Annotated in this window: 21 protein-coding genes; 17 read left to right on the top strand and 4 right to left on the bottom strand. The window is 68.1% G+C overall.

Annotated elements, in window-relative coordinates; translation table 11 throughout:
• Positions 1–19 precede the first annotated feature (19 nt).
• From mntR to ABIA71_RS07065, 5 genes are all read left to right on the top strand, one after another.
• Positions 20–478, top strand: a complete 459-nt coding sequence (gene mntR / locus ABIA71_RS07045; RefSeq protein ID WP_038687850.1) for a manganese-binding transcriptional regulator MntR — start codon at positions 20–22, stop codon at positions 476–478.
• Entirely contained in the window at positions 471–995 is a 525-nt protein-coding gene (gene tadA, locus ABIA71_RS07050) for a tRNA adenosine(34) deaminase TadA (RefSeq protein WP_354284254.1), read from the top strand. The genes mntR and tadA overlap by 8 nt, the downstream gene beginning before the upstream one ends.
• Before the next feature lie 102 nt (positions 996–1097).
• Complete coding sequence (orn, locus tag ABIA71_RS07055) at positions 1098–1667, top strand: oligoribonuclease (RefSeq protein ID WP_038687851.1); 570 nt, start codon at positions 1098–1100, stop codon at positions 1665–1667.
• A gap of 61 nt (positions 1668–1728) precedes the next feature.
• Positions 1729–2595, top strand: a complete 867-nt coding sequence (locus ABIA71_RS07060; RefSeq protein WP_354284256.1) for an EcsC family protein — start codon at positions 1729–1731, stop codon at positions 2593–2595.
• A gap of 127 nt (positions 2596–2722) precedes the next feature.
• Positions 2723–3835: an alkene reductase gene (locus tag ABIA71_RS07065; RefSeq protein ID WP_354284258.1), complete on the top strand. Its 1113-nt coding sequence runs from the start codon at positions 2723–2725 to the stop codon at positions 3833–3835.
• A gap of 407 nt (positions 3836–4242) precedes the next feature.
• Here ABIA71_RS07065 and ABIA71_RS07070 read toward each other — a convergent pair whose 3' ends face one another.
• Both ABIA71_RS07070 and ppsA read right to left on the bottom strand, forming a co-directional pair.
• Positions 4243–4671, bottom strand: a complete 429-nt coding sequence (locus ABIA71_RS07070; protein ID WP_502961214.1) for an REP-associated tyrosine transposase — start codon at positions 4669–4671, stop codon at positions 4243–4245.
• A 227-nt stretch (positions 4672–4898) separates the two neighbouring features.
• Positions 4899–7277, bottom strand: a complete 2379-nt coding sequence (gene ppsA / locus ABIA71_RS07075) for a phosphoenolpyruvate synthase (protein WP_128096177.1) — start codon at positions 7275–7277, stop codon at positions 4899–4901.
• Positions 7278–7421: 144 nt separating this feature from the next.
• On the opposite strand from ppsA, the gene ppsR reads away from it, so the two are divergent.
• The 3 genes from ppsR (at position 7422) to ABIA71_RS07090 (ending at position 9417) form a co-directional block, all read left to right on the top strand.
• Positions 7422–8243 carry a posphoenolpyruvate synthetase regulatory kinase/phosphorylase PpsR gene (gene ppsR / locus ABIA71_RS07080; protein ID WP_038687857.1) on the top strand — a complete coding sequence of 274 codons (822 nt, stop codon included), beginning with the start codon at positions 7422–7424 and terminating at the stop codon, positions 8241–8243.
• A gap of 112 nt (positions 8244–8355) precedes the next feature.
• The gene (locus ABIA71_RS07085) at positions 8356–8868 is read left to right on the top strand and encodes a DUF1249 domain-containing protein (RefSeq protein ID WP_128096178.1); all 513 of its coding nucleotides are present in this window, start codon (positions 8356–8358) and stop codon (positions 8866–8868) included.
• Positions 8869–8928: 60 nt separating this feature from the next.
• A complete protein-coding gene (locus tag ABIA71_RS07090; protein ID WP_354284263.1) occupies positions 8929–9417 on the top strand; it encodes an NUDIX hydrolase in 489 nt (162 codons plus the stop codon).
• Positions 9418–9478: 61 nt separating this feature from the next.
• Here the strand turns inward: ABIA71_RS07090 and ABIA71_RS07095 are convergent, their stop codons facing one another.
• A complete protein-coding gene (locus tag ABIA71_RS07095; protein WP_354284264.1) occupies positions 9479–10123 on the bottom strand; it encodes a class I SAM-dependent methyltransferase in 645 nt (214 codons plus the stop codon).
• 386 nt (positions 10124–10509) lie between these two features.
• Here ABIA71_RS07095 and ABIA71_RS07100 point away from each other — a divergent pair, with 386 nt between their 5' ends.
• Genes ABIA71_RS07100 through phaC form a run of 3 tightly spaced genes read left to right on the top strand, consistent with a single transcriptional unit; the run spans position 10510 to position 13353 of the window.
• A complete protein-coding gene (locus ABIA71_RS07100; RefSeq protein WP_354284266.1) occupies positions 10510–11124 on the top strand; it encodes a CDP-alcohol phosphatidyltransferase family protein in 615 nt (204 codons plus the stop codon).
• 55 nt (positions 11125–11179) lie between these two features.
• Positions 11180–12292 carry a class III poly(R)-hydroxyalkanoic acid synthase subunit PhaE gene (gene phaE, locus ABIA71_RS07105; RefSeq protein WP_354284268.1) on the top strand — a complete coding sequence of 371 codons (1113 nt, stop codon included), beginning with the start codon at positions 11180–11182 and terminating at the stop codon, positions 12290–12292.
• A complete protein-coding gene (gene phaC / locus ABIA71_RS07110) occupies positions 12289–13353 on the top strand; it encodes a class III poly(R)-hydroxyalkanoic acid synthase subunit PhaC (protein WP_354284270.1) in 1065 nt (354 codons plus the stop codon). Before phaE ends, phaC begins: the two co-directional genes overlap by 4 nt.
• A 3-nt stretch (positions 13354–13356) precedes the next feature.
• On the opposite strand, the gene ABIA71_RS07115 is transcribed toward phaC, so the two are convergent.
• Positions 13357–13851: a DUF4822 domain-containing protein gene (locus ABIA71_RS07115; RefSeq protein WP_354284272.1), complete on the bottom strand. Its 495-nt coding sequence runs from the start codon at positions 13849–13851 to the stop codon at positions 13357–13359.
• A gap of 81 nt (positions 13852–13932) precedes the next feature.
• On the opposite strand from ABIA71_RS07115, the gene ABIA71_RS07120 reads away from it, so the two are divergent.
• The 6 genes from ABIA71_RS07120 (at position 13933) to ABIA71_RS07145 (ending at position 20645) form a co-directional block, all read left to right on the top strand.
• The gene (locus ABIA71_RS07120) at positions 13933–14307 is read left to right on the top strand and encodes a YfeK family protein (protein WP_354284273.1); all 375 of its coding nucleotides are present in this window, start codon (positions 13933–13935) and stop codon (positions 14305–14307) included.
• A gap of 47 nt (positions 14308–14354) precedes the next feature.
• Positions 14355–14558 (top strand): PspC domain-containing protein, encoded by a 204-nt coding sequence (locus ABIA71_RS07125; RefSeq protein WP_354284275.1) that lies wholly within the window; start codon positions 14355–14357, stop codon positions 14556–14558.
• Positions 14555–15004, top strand: a complete 450-nt coding sequence (locus tag ABIA71_RS07130) for a hypothetical protein (RefSeq protein ID WP_354284277.1) — start codon at positions 14555–14557, stop codon at positions 15002–15004. Before ABIA71_RS07125 ends, ABIA71_RS07130 begins: the two co-directional genes overlap by 4 nt.
• Positions 15005–15179: 175 nt before the next feature.
• Complete coding sequence (locus ABIA71_RS07135) at positions 15180–15395, top strand: hypothetical protein (protein WP_354284279.1); 216 nt, start codon at positions 15180–15182, stop codon at positions 15393–15395.
• Between the two features lie 446 nt (positions 15396–15841).
• The gene (locus ABIA71_RS07140) at positions 15842–18214 is read left to right on the top strand and encodes a Tex family protein (protein ID WP_354284280.1); all 2373 of its coding nucleotides are present in this window, start codon (positions 15842–15844) and stop codon (positions 18212–18214) included.
• A gap of 226 nt (positions 18215–18440) precedes the next feature.
• Positions 18441–20645, top strand: a complete 2205-nt coding sequence (locus ABIA71_RS07145; protein WP_354284282.1) for a PAS domain S-box protein — start codon at positions 18441–18443, stop codon at positions 20643–20645.
• Positions 20646–20710: the final 65 nt, after the last annotated feature.

The raw sequence follows: 20710 nt of genomic DNA on the forward strand, positions 1-20710 counted from the left end.
GCCTTGGATCCGCGCGCCCATGCCGCCAGCCTCCCTGTCCAGGAAATCCCCGTTGCTTGCCGCCGAAGCGCATGCGGAGGGCTTCGTGCAGGTGCGCGAAGCACGCCGCTCGGAGCTGGTGGAAGATTACGTGGAGCTCATCGCCGACCTGATTGCTGACGGCCGCGAGGCGCGCCAGGTGGATATCGCCACTCGCCTGGGCGTGGCGCAGCCGACCGTGGCCAAGGCGCTGAAGCGTCTGGTCAAGGAGGGCTGGGCGGTGCAGCGGCCGTATCGGGGCGTGTTCCTGACCCCGGCGGGCGAGGCGCTGGCGGTGGAGATGCGCGCGCGGCACCAGACCGTGGAGAAGTTTCTGCTGGCGCTGGGCGTGGACGCCGATTCGGCGCGACGCGACGCCGAAGGCATCGAGCACCATGTGAGCGAAGCGACCCTGGCCGCGTTCGAGGCGTTCGTGCGCAAGGCCAACGGCCATGGTTGAGTACCTGCCTGCGCCGCCGCCGCTGGGCGTGCCGGTGCACGACCAGGACGAACACTGGATGCGCCACGCGCTGGCCCTGGCCGAGCGTGCCGAGCGCGAGTTCAACGAGATTCCGGTAGGTGCGCTGCTGGTTGGCGCCGACGGCCAGCTGCTGGGCGAAGGCTGGAACCTCAACATCGCCGACCACGATCCCAGCGCGCATGCCGAGATCGTGGCGATGCGCAGGGCGGGCCGGGCGATCGGCAATCACCGGCTGGTGGGCAGCACGCTGTACGTGACGTTGGAGCCCTGCGCGATGTGCGCCATGGCGATCGTGCATGCGCGCGTGGCCCGCGTGGTCTACGCCGCCAGCGATCCCAAGACCGGCGCCTGCGGCAGCGTGTTCGACCTGCTGGGCGATGCGCGCCACAACCACCGGGTCGAGATCCATGGCGGCGTGCTGGCCAAGGATGCCAGCACCCGGCTGACCAACTACTTCCGCGCCAAGCGCGGCAAGCTGCCGCTGCTGCTGGAATAACCGGCACGCTCCACGACGGGGCGACGACGCCGGGGCGGTATCATATCGGCCATTCTCATCCCGGTCGGCGCTGCGGTGCCGTCCCTTGCACAAGGCGTAGACATGGCTGACAACGGCGCAGAAGGCGAACGACTGATCTGGATCGACCTGGAAATGACCGGTCTGGATACCGACAACGACGCGATCATCGAGATCGCCACCGTGGTCACCGATGCGCAGTTGAACGTTCTTGCCGAAGGCCCCGAGTTCGCCATCCACCATCCGGTCGAGCGCCTGGAAGCGATGGACGAATGGAACCGCACCCAGCATCGCCGTTCCGGCCTGTGGCAGCGCGTGGTCGACAGCCAGGTCACCCTGGGCCAGGCCGAAGCGCAGACGGTGAATTTCCTGGCGCAGTGGATCAAGGCCGGTGCCTCGCCGATGTGCGGCAACTCGATCTGCCAGGACCGCCGGTTCCTGCACCGCGAAATGCCGCGCCTGGAGAAGTACTTCCACTACCGCAACCTGGACGTGTCCACGGTGAAGGAACTGGCCAAGCGCTGGGCGCCGAGCGTGGCGGCCGGGTTGACCAAGACCGCCAGCCATACCGCGCTCAGCGACGTGCACGACTCGATCGCCGAACTGCGCCACTACCGCCAGTTCATGGGCGCGCTGTCGGGCCTGCCGGGCTGACCGCAGCGCCCCGACGCGGGGCGCACATTCCGTTCAACCGTCCGGCGCTATGATCCGGGCCATGAACGCCATCTCCCGCATGCCACCCCCGCTGGACACGCAGATCCTGCCCACCTCGCAGGACTGGGCCGACCTGCAGCGTGCCGTCACGCTGCTGGAGTCGCCCACGATCACCGCCAAGATGGCCAACCTGATCGGCTCGCCGCTGGAATTCGCGGTAAAGAAGCTGCCGACCGTGGTGTCCAAGCGGATCCACGGGGCGGTCGAGGCCGCCCTGTTCAAATCCGCCCAGGCGGCGCTGTGGAGCATGGACAACACGCCCGGCAAGGCGGCGTCCACGCGCTGGCACAAGCTGGCGGCTGCCACCAGCGGCGCGGTCGGCGGGGCGTTCGGCTTCACCTCGCTGTTCATCGAACTGCCGGTCTCCACCACCATCATGATGCGCTCGGTGGCCGACGTGGCGCGCAGCGAAGGCTTCGACCTGCGCGAGCTCAGCACCCGGCACGCCTGCCTGGAGGTGTTCGCGCTGGGCGGCAATGCCCCCGGCGACGACGCCAGCGAGACCGGCTACTACATCACCCGTGGCTTCACCGCCGAAGTCATGCGGCACCTGTCGGCCGAACTGGCCGGGCGCGCCGCCAGCGGGGGTGGGGTGATGATCGGCCTGACCCCGAAAGAGGCCGGCAAGTGGCTGGCCAAGATCGTGGAAAAGGTGGCCGCGCGCTTTGGCGTGGTGGTCACCGAGAAGTTCGCCGCGCAGGCGGTGCCGATCATCGGCGCGGTCACCGGCGCGACGCTCAACACCATGTTCACCGACTACTACCAGGACATGGCACGCGGCCACTTCATCGTGCGCCGGCTGGAGCGCACCTACGGCTATGAAACAGTGCGTGCGGCCTATTCGATGCTGGCCGGCCAGCGCGACTGAGCCCGCCGCGGCGGGGCACGGCGGGATCGTTGCGCTGGGGTCACAACTGTTTTGCCGTGGTCGCGCTGTTGCCGCTGCCTGCCAGCCCCCATCCTTCGGGCAGACCTGTTCCGAAGGATGATTGTCCATGTTGTTCACCCCCTACCGCCTGGGCACGCTGACGCTGCCCAACCGTATCGTGATGCCGCCGATGACCCGCTCGCGCGCGGCCGACGGCAACGTCGCCACCCCGTTGATGGCCGACTACTACGCGCAGCGCGCCTCGGCCGGCCTGATCGTCAGCGAAGGCACCCAGATCAGCCAGCAGGGCCAGGGCTACGCCCGGACCCCGGGCATCCACGACGACGCACAGATCGCCGGCTGGCGCGGCGTGACCGATGCCGTGCACGCTGCCGGCGGCCGCATCGTGGCCCAGCTCTGGCACGTCGGCCGCGTCTCGCATACCGCACTGCAGCCTGAGGGCGGCGCGCCGGTGTCCTCGTCGGCGTTGAAGGCCGAGGGCGTCAAGGTATTCGTCGATCCGCAGGGCAGGGGTCCCCAGGGCGGGGTGGGCGAGATGGTGCAGCACTCGATGCCGCGCGCGCTGGCGATCGAGGAAATTCCCGGCATCGTGCGCGACTACGCGCAGGCCGCGCGCAACGCGATCGCCGCCGGGTTCGATGGCATCGAACTGCACGGCGCCAACGGCTACCTGATCAACCAGTTCATCGACTCGCAGGCCAACCAGCGCACCGACGCCTACGGTGGGTCGCTGCAGAACCGCCTGCGGTTCCTGCGCGAGGTGGTCGAGGCGGTGGCCGAGGAGATCGGCGCCGAGCGCGTCGGCGTGCGCCTGGCCCCGCTGACCACGCTGCAGGGCGCGGTGGACGACACCCCGCAGGCAACCTACCTGGCGGCCGCGCACCTGCTGGACAGCATCGGCGTGGGCTACCTGCATATCGCCGAAGCCGACTGGGACGATGCACCTGTGATGCCGGTGGCATTCAAGGAAGCGCTGCGCATGCTCTACCGGGGCACCTTGATCTACGCCGGCAAGTACACCGTTGACCGTGCCGAAGAGGCGCTGACCAAGGGCTGGGCCGACCTCATCGCCTTCGGCCGACCGTTCATCGCCAACCCCGACCTGCCCGAGCGCCTGCGCCAGGGCCTGCCACTGAACGCCCCGGACAAGGCCACCTTCTTCGGCGGCGGCGCGGAAGGATTCACCGACTACCCGGTAGCAGAAACCGCCGAGGCCTGAACGCGCATGGGGGGGAGAGCTGACCGGCGGGTAGAGCTGACCGTTGGTCAGCTGCCCTCCGATCCGCCCACGATCCATGACGGGTAGAGCTGACCGTTGGTCAGCTGCCCTCCAGTCCGCCCACGCTCCATGGCGGGTAGAGCTGACCGTTGGTCAGCTGCCTCCGATCGGACACCGTGCATACCAGCAGCATCCGCTGCGCAATTGCGGCAGCCGACCAACGGTCGGCTCTACCCGGGACGTGTCCACGGGGCTCGGCGGGTGCGTCGCAGTCGACCAACGGTCGGGTCCACCCGGGACGCGTCCACGGGGTTCGGCGGGTGTGTCGCAGCCGACCAACGGTCGGCTCTACCCGCGACGTGTCCATGGGGTTCGGCGGGTGCTTCGCAGCCGACCAACGGTCGGCTCTACCCGGGCGGGAGGTCTTCGGTGGGCCACCTGCACCACGAGAACGGATACTCGCCGATCGCGTCCGCCAGACCGGCACGGACCGGGTTGGCGAGGATGTAGGTGGCTTGGCGTCGCAGGTCTTCGTCCTTGCGCAGCGCGTGGTCGAAATAGCCGGGTTGCCAGACAGGCCCGCTGCGGCCTAGGTGCCGATTGATGCGCAGGCTGCTGCGTGACTTGAAGCGTTGCAGGCATGCGCCCAGGGAGCCCTGCCGGAGCTGCATCAGCCAATGCACGTGGTCCGGCATGACCACCCACGCGAGGTTGCAGACCCGGCGTTCGTGTTCCAGGGCGTGCAGCACCTGCATGACGTGCCCGGCGAGGTCGGGCCGGTGGAAGCGGGGCACGCGCGCATGGGTGATGGTCGTCAGCGCGTATACGATCCCGATGCACGACTGGCGGCCCTAGTGGAGGCGTGGGCTTGGCATGCCTGCAAGGGTGCCCGTTGGTGCATGGGGCGGATATCAGATGATGTCGCGCTGGGGTGTGGGGTGTGGGGTGATGGGGTGGTGCAGCCGAAGCACCTCAGGAACCTGAGCGGCCGACGGGTCGGTGCCGGGCGCACAAAACAAAACCCCGCTTGCGCGGGGTTCTGTTTGCTACCGGTCTGGCTGGATCAGCCCTTGGCTTTCAGCTTGGCCAGGCGCAGCCAGGTGTCGACCACGGTGTCCGGGTTCAGCGACACCGACTCGATGCCTTCCTGCATCAGCCATTCGGCCAGGTCCGGGTGATCGGACGGGCCCTGCCCGCAGATGCCCACGTACTTGCCCTTGGCCCGTGCGGACTTGATCGCCATCGACAGCAGCTTCTTCACCGCCGGGTTCCGCTCGTCGAACAGGTGCGCCACGATCGACGAATCGCGGTCCAGGCCCAGGGTCAGCTGGGTCAGGTCGTTGGAGCCGATCGAGAAGCCGTCGAAGATCTCCAGGAACTCATCGGCGAGCAGTGCGTTGGACGGCACTTCGCACATCATGATGATCTTCAGGCCGTTCTCGCCCTGCTTGAGGCCATTCTGCTCCAGCACCTCGACGACCTTGCGGCCTTCTTCCAGGGTGCGCACGAACGGAATCATGACCCACAGGTTGTCCAGGCCCATTTCGTTGCGCACGCGCAGCACGGCCTGGCATTCCAGCGCGAAGGCAGCCGAGAAGCTCGGGTCGACGTAACGGCTGGCGCCGCGGAAGCCGATCATCGGGTTCTCTTCGTGCGGCTCGTAGTTGCTGCCACCGATCAGGTTGGCGTACTCGTTGGACTTGAAGTCCGACAGGCGCACGATCACCGGGTTCGGCGCAACCGATGCGGTCAGCGTGGCGATGCCTTCGGCCAGGCGGCCCACATAGAAGCTCACTGGATCGGCGTAACCGGCGATCTTCTCGTCGATCTTCTTCTTGGTCGCCGCGTCCTGGCGGTCGTACTCCAGCAGCGCGTTGGGATGGATGCCGATGTGGCTGGCAATGATCATCTCCAGGCGGGCCAGGCCGATGCCGGCGTTCGGCAGCTGGCCGAAGTCGAAGGCACGTTCCGGGTTGGCCACGTTCATCATGATCTTCAGCGGCGCCGGCGGCATGTTGCCCAGGTCCGTGGTGGTGCGCTCGAACTCGAGGATGCCGTCGTAGATGAAGCCGGTATCGCCCTCGGCGCAGCTCACGGTAACCTGCTGGCCGTCTTCGATCAGCTGGGTGGCGTTGCCCGAGCCGACCACGGCCGGCACGCCCAGCTCACGGGCGATGATGGCCGCGTGGCAGGTGCGGCCGCCGCGGTTGGTCACGATGGCCGAGGCACGCTTCATCACCGGCTCCCAATCGGGGTCGGTCATGTCGGCAATCAGCACGTCGCCGGGCTGCACGCGGGCCATGTCGTCCAGCGACTTCACCACGCGGGCGGTACCGGCACCGATCTTGGCGCCCACGGCGCGGCCTTCGGCCAGCACCTTGCCGTCCTTCTGGCTCAGCGCGAAACGTTCGATCTGGGTGGCATGGCCACGCGACTTCACCGTTTCCGGGCGCGCCTGCACGATGAACAGCTTGCCGCTCACGCCGTCCTTGGCCCACTCGATATCCATCGGGCGGCCGTAATGCTTTTCGATGACCAGCGCCTGCTTGGACAGTTCCTGCACGTCCTCGTCGCTGATCGAGAAGACGTTGCGCTGCTCGGCCGGAGTGTCTTCGATGCGCACGCGCTCACCGGGGACATCCGAATACACCATGCGGATCGCCTTGCTGCCCAGCGAACGGCGCAGGATCGCCGGCTTGCCGGCGCTCAGGGTGGGCTTGTAGACGTAGAACTCGTCGGGGTTGACCGCACCCTGCACGACCATTTCGCCCAGGCCGAACGAGGAGGTGACAAACACCACGTCGCGGAAGCCGGACTCGGTGTCCAGGGTGAACAGCACGCCGGACGAACCCACGCCCGAACGCACCATCAGCTGCACGCCCGAGGACAGGAACACGTCCTCGTGCTTGAACCCGTGGTGGACGCGGTAGGCGATGGCGCGGTCGTTGTACAGCGAGGCGAACACTTCCTTGACCTTCAGCACGACATCGTCGGCGCCGGTGACATTGAGGAAGGTTTCCTGCTGGCCGGCGAAGGAGGCATCGGGCAGGTCTTCGGCGGTCGCCGAGGAGCGTACCGCGACAGCCACGTCGCCGCCGCCGTTCTCGTCGCACAGCTTCTTGTAGGCGCTGCGGATGTCCTGGTCCAGCTGCGGCTGCAGCGGGGCGTCGATGACCCAGCCGCGGATTTCCTTGCCCGCTACGGTGAGCGCGGCGACATCTTCCACGTCCAGCGTGGCCAGCTTGTCGAAGATGCGCTTGGACAGATCGTTGTGCGCGATGAAGTCCTTGAAGGCTTCAGCGGTGGTTGCATAACCGCCGGGGACAGACACCCCCAGGCCGGCAAGATTGCCGATCATTTCGCCCAGCGACGAATTCTTGCCGCCTACGCGGGCCAGATCGGCCAAGCGCAGTTCGTGCAACCACAGGATATTCTCGTTCAAGCGCGATGCTCCGTTTGGCCATCGCCCGAGGCGGGCTTGGATGGCCACGTCCGTAGGAAGAAGCCGATATGATGCCGGGCAGACCGCTGTCGGCACAAGCTTGTATCGACAGCCTTTTTAAGCTTCGTAGGGGGTAAAAGCCGTATGTCGACGATCCGTCCGGTGTTCTACGTGTCCGATGGAACCGGTATCACCGCTGAAACCATTGGGCATAGCCTGCTGACCCAGTTCTCCGGGTTCAGCTTCATTACCGACCGGATGTCGTTCATCGATGATCCGGAAAAGGCCCGCGAAGCGTGTGAAAGGATCCGTGCAGCCGGGGAGCGCTACCAGGTCCGGCCCATCGTGGTCAGTTCCTGCGTGGACAGCGGGCTGAGCATCATCCTGGCCGAAAGCGGCGGGTTGATGCTGGACGTGTTCGCCCCCTTCATCGAGCCGCTGGAGCGCGAGCTGGCGGTCAACCGCCACTCCCGGGTGGGCCAGGCGCACGGCATGGTGGACTTCGAGACCTACCACCGGCGCATCAACGCGATGAACTTCGCGCTGACCCACGATGACGGCATTGCCATCAACTACGACGACGCCGACGTGATCCTGGTGGCGGTGTCGCGGGCGGGCAAGACCCCCACCTGCATCTACCTGGCCCTGCATTACGGGGTGCGCGCGGCCAATTACCCGCTCACCGACGAAGACCTGGAGCAGGACCGCCTGCCGCCCCGGCTGCGCCCGTACCGCAAGAAGCTGTTCGGTCTGACCATCGACCCGGACCGTTTGCAGCAGATCCGCCAGGAGCGCCGCCCGAACTCGCGCTACGCCAACCTGGAGACCTGCAAGCGTGAGGTGGCTGCGGCCGAGACCATGTTCCGCATGGAACGGATCCCGACCCTGAGCACCACGCACACCTCGATCGAGGAGATTTCCAGCAAGGTGCTGACCACCCTGGGGCTGCAGCGCGAACTGTATTGACCGGCGCGCCGCGGGGGGCGTGCCACGACCAACGGTCGCGGCCGACCCCGCACCCCTTTGGCCGGGGCCTGGCCGCCCCCACGTTGGAGGATCAACGTGTAGGATCGACCCCATGGCCCAGGCAACGCCCCGCATCGAACGCATCCCCAGGCTCAGCCGCCTGAGCTGGCTGATGGGCCTGTACGCGGAAAACTACCAGCACCTGGTTCGACTGTTCGCACCCGCAGAGCTGGTGGCCGGCAGCTACGTGTCGTCGGTGGGCGATGGGCTGGACGTCCGCCTGGACGTCATCGAGTGCCACCGCTACACGGTCGAACTGCGCCTGACCTACGACTTCGCCGACCCGGTCACCGGGCAGCCGGATCCGTCGGCCTACGTGCGGCTGTACCGTGACGCGCGCCAGGCCGAGACCACGCACTGTTACGTGGGGCGACGCTGGCAGGACGTGGTGGGCATGTACCCGCCACCGGCGGAATTGATCAGCCACCGCATGCGCATGAACACCTTCCTGGGCAAGTGGCTGGAATACCTGGCCGAGCGCGGCCACGGCGTGGCAACCCTGCGCCGCGACGGCGACGCCCTGCCGGCCCCGGCCGACACCCAGCGCTCCCGCGTGGCCAGCTGAGCCAACCGCGCCGCGCCGATCGCGCATAATCGGGGTTTGTGCCTGTTGAGCCCCTGCCTCATGCCCTATACCCCGATCATGGCCACCCTCGGCTACGTGATTTCGCCCGACGGCACGCAAGCCCTGATGATCCACCGCAACGCGCGTCCGGGCGACCTGCACCTGGGCAAGTACAACGGCTTGGGCGGCAAGATGGAGCGCGACGAAGACGCGGCGGCGTGCATGCGCCGCGAGATCCGCGAGGAAGCCGGCATCGAGTGCGGCACCATGCGCCTGCGCGGCACCATCAGCTGGCCGGGCTTCGGCAAGCAGGGCGAAGACTGGTTCGGGTTCGTGTTCGTGATCGATGATTTCACCGGCACGCCGCTCACCTCCAACCCGGAGGGCACCCTGGAGTGGGTCGACCTGGACAAGCTGGACACGCTGCCCCTGTGGGAGGGTGACCGCAGCTTCCTGCCGCTGGTATTCGGCGACGACCCGCGCGCCTTCCACGGGGTGATGCCCTACCGCGACGGCGCCATGCAGTCCTGGACCTACACCCGCCTGTAACCGCCACCGGTAGTGCCGGCCGCTGGCCGGCAACCCCGTCAACCCCCCGCAATCACCGCCATCACCGCCGCGCCAGCAACAGATGGAAATGCTTCTCCACCTGGCGCCCGTCATTGCTGGTGCCGGTTTCCCGGTGCGCACGCCACCCGCAGACCCGCAGCCCGCTGCTGCGCATGGCCAGCTCCACGTCGGCCAGCTCATGCAGGTGGAACCCATGGGCGGTGAAGGGCAGGGTGCGCATGAACGTCGCGTCGCCGAACGCCACGCACAACCGGCCGCCGGGGCGCAGCACCCGGGCCAGTTCGGCCAGGGCCAGCGCGGGCTGTTCCCAGAAGTACAGGGTGTTCACGGCCAACGCCGCATCGATGCAGCCGTCCTCCAGGTCCAGCGCATGCGCATCGCCCAGGCGCACGCCGGCGCGGTCATGCAGCCCGGCGGCGATCAGGCGGTCCTGCGCGGCATCGACCATGTCCGCCGACACGTCAATGCCCAGATAGCGGCTGCCCGGCGCGCGCAGCAGGTCGGCGGCGAAGGCCGCGTTGCCCGGGCCGATCTCCAGCACCTGTTCGCGCGCGGCGACGGCCAGCAGGGCGATGGCCGCCTGGTTCAGCGCGCCGTTGCTGCGGTTCATGGACTCGGCCACGGCCAGCGCAGGATCCCCATGCGGATGGCGCAACTGGGCGGCAAGATGTTCGGGTGAAAGCACGCAGGCAACTCCTGTCGCAAGGGGCGGGCAGGACGTAGCGGCGGCGAGTCCACTCACCAGCATACCTGCGGACGCAGCACTTCGGGCACTGCCCGGCGCCGGCCGCGGCCCGGGCGGCACCTGTCAACCGGCCCGCGGTGATCAATAAATAACCAGCGTCGCGTCTATTGAGACGGAGTTGTCCACAGGGGGTGTGGATGACTGGTGCGCAAGTTTGTGGATAAGCCATGGCAGCCCCCGCCAGTTCTGGCTGTCAAGATGGGTGGCCAAAAATTCACCGCATGTCGTGGTCCCGTGAAGGCGTCGCCAAGGCGTTGGCCGCGCCGCTCTGTCACGGTTTGGGCTGCTCGCGGTACTCTCTTGCGATTGCCGTCTACAGATCACCCATGAAACGTCACTTCTCGATGCTGCGCGAGTTCCACCTGGCGGACTGGTTCACCCTGGCCAACGCGTTCTGCGGCACCGGCGCGGTGTTTGCCGCCATGCGCTTCCTGCAGGACGGGCAGCGCAGCTACCTGTTGTTCGGCATGGCGTTGATCCCGCTGGCCTTCATCTTCGACGCGCTCGACGGGCGCATCGCGCGCTGGCGCAAGTCCAGCTCGACGCTGGGCCGCGAGCTGGATTCGCTGTCGGACATCATCTCTTTCGGCGTGGCCCCGGCCGCGCTGGCCTACGCCTGCGGCATGCAGGGCGGCTGGGACTGGCTGGTGCTGAGCTATTTCGTGTGCTGCGGGGTCAGTCGCCTGGCGCGCTACAACGTGACCGCCGAGGCGTTGGCCGGCGAGGGCGACAAGGTGCCGTACTTCGAAGGCACGCCCATTCCCACCAGCCTGGCGCTGGTGGTGGTGCTGGCGGTGGCCGCCAGCATGGGCGCGATCGGCCACGACCTGTGGCTGGGCCAGTGGCAGCTGGGCCCGTGGCAGCTGCACCCGATGGTGCTGTTGTTTGCCCTGTCCGGCTCGCTGATGATCAGCAAGACCCTGCGTATTCCCAAGCCATGAACCTGCCCCTGTCATTGCCCCCGATCCTGACCGGCCTGCAGCCCGGAGCGCGCCGATGAGCACGGCCGGCAGCGGCGGCAACGCGGGCGACATCGAAGCCCTGGCACGCCAGTATTTCAGCGCCTGGGGCGATGCCCTGCGGCATGCCGCCGTGCCGCCCGGCGCACAAGGCGCACAAGGCGCACAAGGCGCAGGGCAGGGCAGCTGGCAGCAGGCCATCGACTGGTGGGCGCAGATGATGCCCAATGCCAGCAGCAGCCCGGCCGACGACGCGGTGCACCGCTTCCGCGAACAGGCCGGTGGCTGGTACGGCACCATGCAGCAGGTGGCCGCGCAGTTCGCCGGCCGCGATGCGAGCAGCGCCGATGTGGCCCAGGCCTGGAAGCAGGCCGTGGAAGGGCAGGGCGACGGGCTGCTGCAGTGGATGCTGCAGGGCGCGCGTGGCCACACCCAGGCCGGCGGGCCGGACCTGTTGAAGCTGCTGGAAACCCTGCAGCGCGACCTGGGCCCGTGGCTGCAGAGCCCGGCCTTCGGCCCCGGCCGCGAGCACCAGGCCCGCTGGCAGGCGCTGCTGCGCGCCCAGCAGGACTACCAGCAGCACTCGCGCGACTACGTGGACCAGATCAAGCAGGCGCTGGACGATGCGTTCAAACTGTTCGAACAGCGCCTGGCCGAGCACGAGCAGCCGGGCAACCAGCTGACCAGCGCGCGGGCGATGTTCGACCTGTGGATCGAGGCGGCCGAAGAGGCGTACGCCAAGGTGGCGATGTCCGAGCCGTTCCAGCAGGTGTATGCCGAACTGGGCAACGCGCAGATGCGCCTGCGCGCGGCCACCCAGCACGAGATAGAACGGGTGTGCGAGGCGATCGGCATGCCCACCCGCACCGAAATGGATGCCGCGCATCGCCGCATCACCGACCTGGAGCGGCTGGTCCGGCGCATGGCGGCTGGCGCCGTGCCCCGGCCGGCACCGGCTGAGACGGCGAAAGCGGCGCCGCGCCCGCGTGCGACACGGCGCGATGCAGCGCCGCCGCCCGGACCGGTCAGGAAGGCGGCCAACGCGGCCAAGCCCGCGGTGAAAAAGGCCGCGTCGGCCCCCGCGAAAAAGACCGCATCCAAGACGCCGGCGAGCAAGGCGGCTGCCAAGCCGCGGAAGCGTGTGCCATGAAGGGGCCGCTGGGCTTCAATGCCGAGGACCTGCTGCAGGAGACCCTGGCCATGCAGCGCAAGCTGCTCGACGGCTTGACCCTGCTGCCCTCGGTGGAGGACGTGGACTACGGCGCCACCGCGCGCGAGGAAGTGTGGCGCGACGGCAAAGTCGTGCTGTACCGCTTCGTCGGCGACGATGCGCCGGTCCAGCGCACGCCGCTGCTGATCGTCTACGCGCTGGTCAACCGCCCGTACATGGTGGACCTGCAGGCCGACCGCTCGCTGGTACAGCGCCTGCTCGCCCTCGGCCACGATGTCTACGTGCTGGACTGGGGCTACCCGGACCGCTCCGAGCGCTACCAGACGCTGGAGGACTACCTGCTGCGCTTCGTGGATGGCGCGGTGGACCACCTGCAGGCGCAGTCGGGCGCACCGATCAACATGCTCGGCATCTGCCAGGGCGGGGTATTCGCGCTGTGCTACGCCGCGCTGCGCCAGCACAAACTGGCCAACCTGATCACCATGGTCACCCCGGTCGACTTCCAGACCCCCGACAACATGCTGTCGCATTGGGCGCGGCAGGTGGACGTGGACCTGCTGGTGGACACGCTGGGCAACATCCCGGCCGACCTGATGAATGCCAGCTACCTGATGCTCAAGCCGTTCCGGCTCAATGTGCAGAAATACGTGGGCCTGCTCGACATCCTGGACGACAAGGCCGCGCTGCAGGATTTCCTGCGCATGGAAAAGTGGATCTTCGATTCGCCCGACCTCGCCGGTGAAACCTTCCGCGACTTCATCAAGCAGTTCTACCAGGGCAACGGCCTGATGCACGACGGCATCCGGATCGGCGACGACACCGTGCAGCTGTCGCAGGTCACCCTGCCGGTGCTGAACATCTACGCCGAGCAGGACCACCTGGTGCCGCCGGATGCGTCACGCGCGATGCGCGGCCGGATCGGCAGCACCGACTACACCGAAAGCAGTTTCCGGGGCGGCCACATCGGCATTTACGTGTCCGGCCGCGCCCAGCGCGAGGTGCCCGGTACCATCACCGACTGGTTGAAGCAGCGCAGCTGAACCTCACGGCGAGGGGGCCGGTGCAGTGGCCTTGACCTGCCACGGGCCTGCGTACGGGGTATGCACGACATGCACGGTGACCAAGGGCGCGCCCTCACGCATACCGCGCGGCACCTGCCGGGAATAGGTGAATTCCGACGCGGTCAGAACCTCCATGCGACGGCGTAGCGGCGTGCCGGCATCGGGCACGGTGTGCTGGTAACGGCGGTCGCCGGTGAAGAAGAACCAGCCGGCGCCGCCGTGTTCGCCGCGGGAGCGGCCGGTGGCCGGGTCGAAGTATTCAAAGCGATTGCTGCAGGCATCCCAGATCGAAATGCCGACGACGCCGGGATAGCGGGCAATGTGGTTTTGAGTGCGATCGTGGCCCTCATACACGGCGGTGGTGAGCCAGGTCCGGTCGGCCAGCAACGTCGCCTGCGCGGAGGCGGTTGCGCAGGCGGACGATGTGGTCGCGTGGGCGAGCAGGACGAGCAGGCTGGGCAGGACAAGGTGTGGCATGAAACGCTCCCGTACGCGAATGCGAGGGCGCTACACTCTCGCCTGCACCCAGGAGGCACCATGCAACAATCGCGAAAAACGATGTCCATTACCCCAGCCGTCCTGGCAGGGCTGGTCGCGATGCTGCTTGCCGGCGCGGCCCAGGCCGCGCCGGGGCCCGAGGCCCGCCGCGAGATCGCCGGCCTGATCGGCGCGCTGGATGGCTCCAGCTGTCGTTTCCAGCGCAATGGCAGCTGGCATGACGCCGCCGAGGCGCGCGCGCACCTGCAGCGCAAGTACGACTACCTGCTCAAGAAGGACAACGTGGACACCGCCGAGCAGTTCATCGAGCGGGCCGCCAGCCAGAGCAGCATGAGCGGCAAGCCCTACCGGATTGCCTGCCCGGGCCAGCCCGAGCAGACCGCTGCGGCATGGTTCGGCGCGCGCCTGAAGGCCCTGCGCCAACGCACCTTGTAGACACCGCCCGCGTTACAGTCCGCCCACCCGTCCCGGAGACCGCTGCCATGAACGCCACGCCGCGCACGCTGTCGCGCTCGCTCAACGACCGCATGATCGCCGGGGTGATGGGCGGCATCGCGCACCGCTTCGGCTGGAGTTCCACCCTGGTACGGGTGGTGTTCGTGCTGGTCTCGGTGCTGTCGGCGGCCTTCCCCGGCATCCTGGTCTACCTGATCCTGTGGCTGTTGATCCCCAACGAGGCCGATTGAGCCTGCCACCGCTGGCGCTGCGCGTCCTGCAGGGGCTGGGCGCGCTGTGGACCGCGCCCAACACCCTGATCGGTCTGATCGGCGGCCTGGCCGGGATGGTGGCCGGCGCGCGCCCGTCCTGGAACCGCCGCGACCTGGCCATCGTGTTCCGTGACTGGCCGTGGGGGCCGGGCGGGGCGATCACGCTGGGCAACGTCATCCTGCACACTGGCCCGGTGCTGGACGTGGCCTGCCGCACCTACGCCCACCAGGCCGGCCACTGCACCGAGCCGGTGATCGGCCTGCACGACCACGAGCGCGCGCATGTCTACCAGTACCTGGTGCTGGGCCCGCTGTATCTGCCGGTGTACCTGGCGTGTGGCGGGGTAAGCGCGCGCAATCCCTTCGAACGCGCTGCCGACGTCTATGCCATGACGGGCCGCGGCTGGTGGCCCGGTGTGCAGTAACGCAGCGCGCCTGCGTTAGTGCTGCGTTAATTCGATGTAAATAAAACGTCGCGCAACGCGACGTCATCTGCATGCAAACAAAGGTTATTAGGCTGCATGACGAATCAGTCAGGTTCGGCACGTTAAACTGGCGCCTGTTGTAATTGCACGATGCGTCACAGGAGGAACACATCACATGGCAATCGTTCTTTATGTCGGTGGTAGCAAGGATGGCGACAAAGGCGTGGTACCCCACGGTTTCAGCAAGTCCCGGGCCGATACCGACGCCGGGCCGGAGATCTACACCGAGCGCTTCATGGAACTGCAGGGCATCGGCAAGATCCGGGTAATGGCGCTGGAATCCATGCGCGACGACATCGTCCACCAGCGCACCGCCCAGCACTACCGCTGAGGCGCCGTAGCGCCGGGCTCTGCCCGGCTGCAGGCAGCCCAACCCAGGGGCGTGCCGGCCGCTGGCCGACTCCACACGCAAGGTAGTGCCGGCCGCTGGCCGGCTCCACGCACCCCACCCCGTAGCGCCGGGCTCTGCCCGGCCCCTTGCACATCCAAACCGTAGCGAAGAGCCGGCCAGCGGCCGGCACTACCGTGTCTGATGCAGATGTCATGAAGAGCCGGCCAGCGGCCGGCACTACCGTGTCTGATGCAGATGTCATGAGGAGTCGGCCAGCTGCCGGCGCCACCGTGGGTGATGCGACTGTGCTGAGCAGCCGGGCAGAGCCCGGCGCTACGCGAGGCGCCGGCGGGCGACAGGTTCGCCCCCTGCTGTCAACGCCTTCCCCCCGCCGCCCTGCGTTGCCACAATCGGGACTTTCCGTACTGCGGCTCCGGCCGGAAGCAATGCCTGACATCAAGCTCGCCCAGCAGATCGCCCAGACCATCGCCGATGAAATCGGTGCCCAGCCTGCCCAGGCGCGTGCCGCCATCGCCCTGTTGGACGAAGGCGCCAGCGTCCCGTTCATTGCCCGCTACCGCAAGGAAGTCACCGGCGGCCTGGACGACACCCAGCTGCGCAACCTGGAAACCCGCCTGACCTACCTGCGCGAGCTGGAAGACCGCCGCGCCGCGGTGCTGTCCAGCATTGACGAACAGGGCAAGCTCACCGACGACCTCCGCAACGAGATTCTCGGCGCCGACACCAAGTCGCGCCTGGAAGATCTGTACCTGCCGTACAAGCCCAAGCGCCGCACCCGCGCCCAGATCGCGCGCGAAGCCGGGCTGGAGCCGCTGGCCGATGGCCTGCTGGCCGATCCGAGCCTGGACCCGCAGGTGTTCGGCGCCACCTTCGTCGATACCGACAAGGGCGTGGCCGACACCAAGGCCGCACTCGAAGGCGCCCGCGCGATCCTGATGGAGCGCTGGGGCGAAGACGCCGCGCTGGTCGGCGAACTGCGCAGCTGGCTGGGCGAAAACGGGGTCATCCGTGCCCGCGTCGCCGAGGGCAAGGAAGAGCAGGGCGCCAAGTACCGCGACTATTTCGAACACGCCGAATCGCTGGCGAAGATTCCCTCGCACCGGCTGCTGGCGCTGTTCCGCGCGCGCCGCGAGGAAATCCTGTTCCTGGAACTGGACCCCGGCACCGACGCCGAAGCGGGCCACGTGTATGCCGAAGGCCGCGTGGCCTACAAGGCCGGCATCGCCGACGCCGGCCGCCCCGGCGACCGCTGGCTGCTCGACGCCTGCCGCCTTACCTGGCGCGCCAAGCTGCACATGCACCTGCTGCTGGACCTGTTCAACCAGGCCCGCGAGAAGGCCGAAGCTGAAGCGATCGCGGTGTTCGGCGACAACCTCAAGGACCTGCTGCTGGCCGCGCCGGCCGGCCCCAAGAGCGTGCTCGGGCTGGACCCGGGCATCCGCACCGGCTGCAAGATCGCCGTGGTCGATGCCACCGGCAAACTGGTGGCCACCGACACCATCTACCCGCACGAACCGCGCCGGCAGTGGGACCAGTCGCTGCAGACGATCAAGCAGCTGTGCCTCAAGCACAACGTGGAACTGATCGCGATCGGCAACGGCACCGCCAGCCGCGAAACCGACAAGCTGGCCGGGGAGGCCATCAAGGCACTCGGCGACAGCAAGCTGCAGAAGATCGTGGTCAGCGAGGCCGGTGCATCGGTGTACTCGGCCTCCGAATTCGCCGCCAAGGAGTTCCCGGACCTGGACGTGTCGATCCGTGGCGCGGTCTCCATTGCCCGTCGCCTGCAGGATCCGCTGGCCGAGCTGGTCAAGATCGAACCCAAGGCGATCGGCGTGGGCCAGTACCAGCACGACGTGGACCAGTACCGCCTGGCGCGCGCACTGGATGCGCGGGTCGAAGACTGCGTCAACGCGGTCGGCGTAGAGGTCAACACTGCCTCGGCCGCGCTGCTGTCGCGCGTGTCCGGGTTGTCGGCCACGGTGGCCGAGAACATCGTGCGTCATCGCGACGACAACGGCCCGTTCAAGCGCCGCAAGGACCTGCTCAAGGTGCCGCGCCTGGGCGACAAGACCTTCGAACAGTGCGCCGGCTTCCTGCGCATCGCCGATGGCGACCAGCCGCTGGACGCCTCCTCGGTGCACCCGGAAGCCTATCCGGTGGTGGAGCGCATCGTGGCCGCCACCGCACGTCCGATCAAGGCGCTGATCGGCGACGGCAGCTTCCTGCGCGGGCTGAAGGCCGAGCAGTTCACCGATGACACCTTCGGCGTGCCGACCGTGCGCGACATCCTGAAGGAACTGGAAAAGCCCGGCCGCGATCCGCGCCCGGAGTTCAAGGCAGCGCGCTTCGCCGAGGGCGTGGAAGAGCTCAAGCACCTGCAGCCGGGCATGATCCTGGAGGGCGTGGTCAGCAATGTGGCCGCCTTCGGTGCGTTCGTCGACATCGGCGTGCACCAGGACGGCCTGATCCACATCTCGGCGCTGTCGGACACCTACGTCAAGGACCCGCGTGATGTGGTCAAGGCCGGTGACATCGTCAAGGTGAAGGTGCTGGAGGTGGACGTGGCGCGCAAGCGCATCGCCCTGACCCGGCGCCTGGACGACACCCCGGCCCCGGCCAAGGCTCCGGGCGAGCGCGATACCCGACCTGCCGGGGGTGGTCGCCGCGACGGCGGCGGTGGTGGCCAGCGCAATGGCGGTCGCGGGGCCGCCCCGGGCCCGCGCCCGGGCAGTGCCGCGCCGCCGGCCAACAATGCCCTGGCCGACGCCTTCGCCCGCGCCAAACGCGGCGGCTGAACCGGCCTGGATCCACCCGCCAGGGGCCGCCGCGTGCGGCCCTTGGCGTCCCTGGCGGGCACGGCACTTCTGGTTTCACTCCGCTTTGTTCACACTTCCCCTCAAATGCCCGTAGGCTGGGCAGGCGCCGGGGAGGCCATATGAAAACGCACCAGGCAGGGCCGGAAGGTCGGGCGGGGCCACACGCCGTACGGCGCGGCGTCCGGCCGCGTGCGTGGCCGTGGGCATGAGCCACGATCCGGCCGGCAGCGCGCACGGCACCGACGCGGCGTTGCGTGACATCACCGAGCGCCACCGGCGCCTGCAGATGATCATCGACGGCACCGGTGCGGGCACCTGGGAATGGAATGTCCAGGACGGCCGGATGTGGGTCAACGAACGCTGGGCGCAGATCGTGGGCTACACCCGCGATGAGCTGGCCCCGATCACCCCCGACACCTTTTTCCGGCTGGTCCACCCCGACGACCTGGACCAGTCCAACGCGCTGCTGCGCGAGCATCTGGAAGGGCGCTCGCCGCACTACGACAGCCTGTGCCGCATGCGCCACAAGGACGGCCACTGGATCTGGGTGCAGGACCGCGGCCGCGTCTACGAATGGGATGCCCACGGCCAGCCGCGGTGGATGGCCGGAGCGCATGCCGACGTCACCGACCTGCAGAATGCGCGGCAGGACGCGGCCAACATGCGCCAGCGCCTGCAGGCGGTAGTGGACGCCTCCGATGAAGTGGCGGTGATCGCCACCGACATCGATGGGGTGGTCAACCTGTTCAACACCGGCGCGCAGAAACTGCTGGGCTACACGCCCGCCGAGGTGATCGGGCGGGTCAATCCGGGCCTGTTCCATGACCCGGACGAAATGATGGACTATCTGCGGCCCCAGGCCGACGCCGACGGGCGCGTGCCCACCGTGTTCGAAGCGCTCACCGCGCATGCGGCGCAGGGTACGTGGTCGCATCAGTGGACGTATGTGCGCAAGGACGGCGAGCGCCGCCAGGTGCGGCTGTCGATCAGCCCGCTGGATGCCAGCGGCGGTCATCGGATCGGCTACGTCGGCATGGCGGTGGACATCACCCCGCTGCTGGAAGTCCGCGAGCAGGCCTACCTGGCCGCCGAGAAATTCGCGGGTGCGTTCTCCTCGGCTGCGCTCGGCATGGCGCTGGTGTCGCTGGAAGGGCGCTGGCTGGACGTCAACGACGCGCTGTGCGGCATCCTGGGTTACACCCGCGCCGAGCTGCTGGCCGTCGATTTCCAGACCCTGACCCACGCAGACGATCTCAATACCGACCTGGCCCTGGTGGCCGACCTGCTCAACGGGCGGCGCGACCACTACCACATGGACAAACGCTACCTGGGCAAGCGCGGCAACATCGTGTGGGGCCGGCTGTCGGTGTCGCTGGTGCGCTCCGAACACGGCGAGCCGCTGCATTTCGTGTCGCAGATCCAGGACGTCACCGCCCAGCGCCAGAGCAGCCTGCAACTGCGCGAATCCGAGCAGCGCACCCGGGTCACCCTGGATGCGGTGGCCGACATGGTGCTCACCCTGGACCTGCGCGGGCTGATCCAGTACGCCAACGCCGCGGCCACCCGCGCGCTGGCCGGGGAGGGTGCCGCGCCCCTTGCCGGTGGCCAGGTGCAGGACGTGATGGAACTGACCACCGAGTACGCGCCCCGCTCGCCGCTGGACATTGCCGTGCTGCTCGACCCGGAGAGCAACGCGGTGGACCTGCATTCGGACCTGCTGCTGTCGGTGGGTGCGCAGCTGCTGCCGGTGGATGTCACCCGTGCCTGGCTGCGCGCCGAGGACGGCCAGGTCAGTGGCGCGGTGTGGGTGATCCGCGATGTAACCCAGCAGCGTGCCCGCCAGCGCGAAGCCCGCCACCTGGCCGAGGTCGACCCGCTGACCGAGCTGAGCAACCGGCGCGGGTTCGAAGCCCATCTGCAGCAGGCCATCACCCGGGTCGCGCGGACCGGGCAGTCGGCCTCGCTGATGTTCATCGACCTGGACAACTTCAAACCGGTCAACGACAGCCATGGCCACTTGGCCGGCGACGCCATGCTCTGGGCGGTGGCCAACGTGCTGCGCCACGGCGTGCGCGACTCGGACATCGTGGCGCGGCTGGGCGGCGACGAGTTCGCGGTGATCCTGGCCGGTTGCTCGCTCAAGCGCGCCCGCCGCATCGCCAGCGACCTGCTGGACGGGGTGCGCACCCTGACCATTCCCTGGGACCTGCAGCGGCTCAGCGTCGGCGCCAGCATCGGCATCGCCGCGATCGGCGGCAGCATGAGCGTGGACGACGCGGTGGCCGCGGCCGATGCCCAGTGCTACCTGGCCAAGGCGGCGGGCAAGAACAACGTGCAGGTGGAAACGCCGACCATGGAGGGGTTGGACCCGCTGGACGCAGGTGAAACCAGCGAGGGCGGGGAAGGCTGAATCGGTTCGGGATCCGCGCCGCCGACGGCCCTTCGGGTCGCTAAAGCTTCGGCGGGCCGGGTCGA

The organism is Stenotrophomonas sp. 2619 (assembly GCF_040548725.1).
Lineage (GTDB): Bacteria > Pseudomonadota > Gammaproteobacteria > Xanthomonadales > Xanthomonadaceae > Stenotrophomonas > Stenotrophomonas maltophilia_AP.

Coding starts and splice junctions, on each gene's coding strand:
- ABIA71_RS07125 (WP_354284275.1), top strand. CDS start 14,355: ATGAACGCCACGCCGCGCACGCTGTCGCGCTCGCTCAACGACCGCATG.
- ABIA71_RS07145 (WP_354284282.1), top strand. CDS start 18,441: ATGAGCCACGATCCGGCCGGCAGCGCGCACGGCACCGACGCGGCGTTG.
- ABIA71_RS07140 (WP_354284280.1), top strand. CDS start 15,842: ATGCCTGACATCAAGCTCGCCCAGCAGATCGCCCAGACCATCGCCGAT.
- ABIA71_RS07120 (WP_354284273.1), top strand. CDS start 13,933: ATGTCCATTACCCCAGCCGTCCTGGCAGGGCTGGTCGCGATGCTGCTT.
- phaE (WP_354284268.1), top strand. CDS start 11,180: ATGAGCACGGCCGGCAGCGGCGGCAACGCGGGCGACATCGAAGCCCTG.
- ABIA71_RS07060 (WP_354284256.1), top strand. CDS start 1,729: ATGAACGCCATCTCCCGCATGCCACCCCCGCTGGACACGCAGATCCTG.
- ppsR (WP_038687857.1), top strand. CDS start 7,422: ATGTCGACGATCCGTCCGGTGTTCTACGTGTCCGATGGAACCGGTATC.
- ABIA71_RS07135 (WP_354284279.1), top strand. CDS start 15,180: ATGGCAATCGTTCTTTATGTCGGTGGTAGCAAGGATGGCGACAAAGGC.
- ABIA71_RS07100 (WP_354284266.1), top strand. CDS start 10,510: ATGAAACGTCACTTCTCGATGCTGCGCGAGTTCCACCTGGCGGACTGG.
- ABIA71_RS07065 (WP_354284258.1), top strand. CDS start 2,723: ATGTTGTTCACCCCCTACCGCCTGGGCACGCTGACGCTGCCCAACCGT.
- orn (WP_038687851.1), top strand. CDS start 1,098: ATGGCTGACAACGGCGCAGAAGGCGAACGACTGATCTGGATCGACCTG.
- mntR (WP_038687850.1), top strand. CDS start 20: ATGCCGCCAGCCTCCCTGTCCAGGAAATCCCCGTTGCTTGCCGCCGAA.
- phaC (WP_354284270.1), top strand. CDS start 12,289: ATGAAGGGGCCGCTGGGCTTCAATGCCGAGGACCTGCTGCAGGAGACC.
- ABIA71_RS07090 (WP_354284263.1), top strand. CDS start 8,929: ATGCCCTATACCCCGATCATGGCCACCCTCGGCTACGTGATTTCGCCC.
- ABIA71_RS07115 (WP_354284272.1), bottom strand. CDS start 13,851: ATGCCACACCTTGTCCTGCCCAGCCTGCTCGTCCTGCTCGCCCACGCG.
- ABIA71_RS07085 (WP_128096178.1), top strand. CDS start 8,356: ATGGCCCAGGCAACGCCCCGCATCGAACGCATCCCCAGGCTCAGCCGC.
- tadA (WP_354284254.1), top strand. CDS start 471: ATGGTTGAGTACCTGCCTGCGCCGCCGCCGCTGGGCGTGCCGGTGCAC.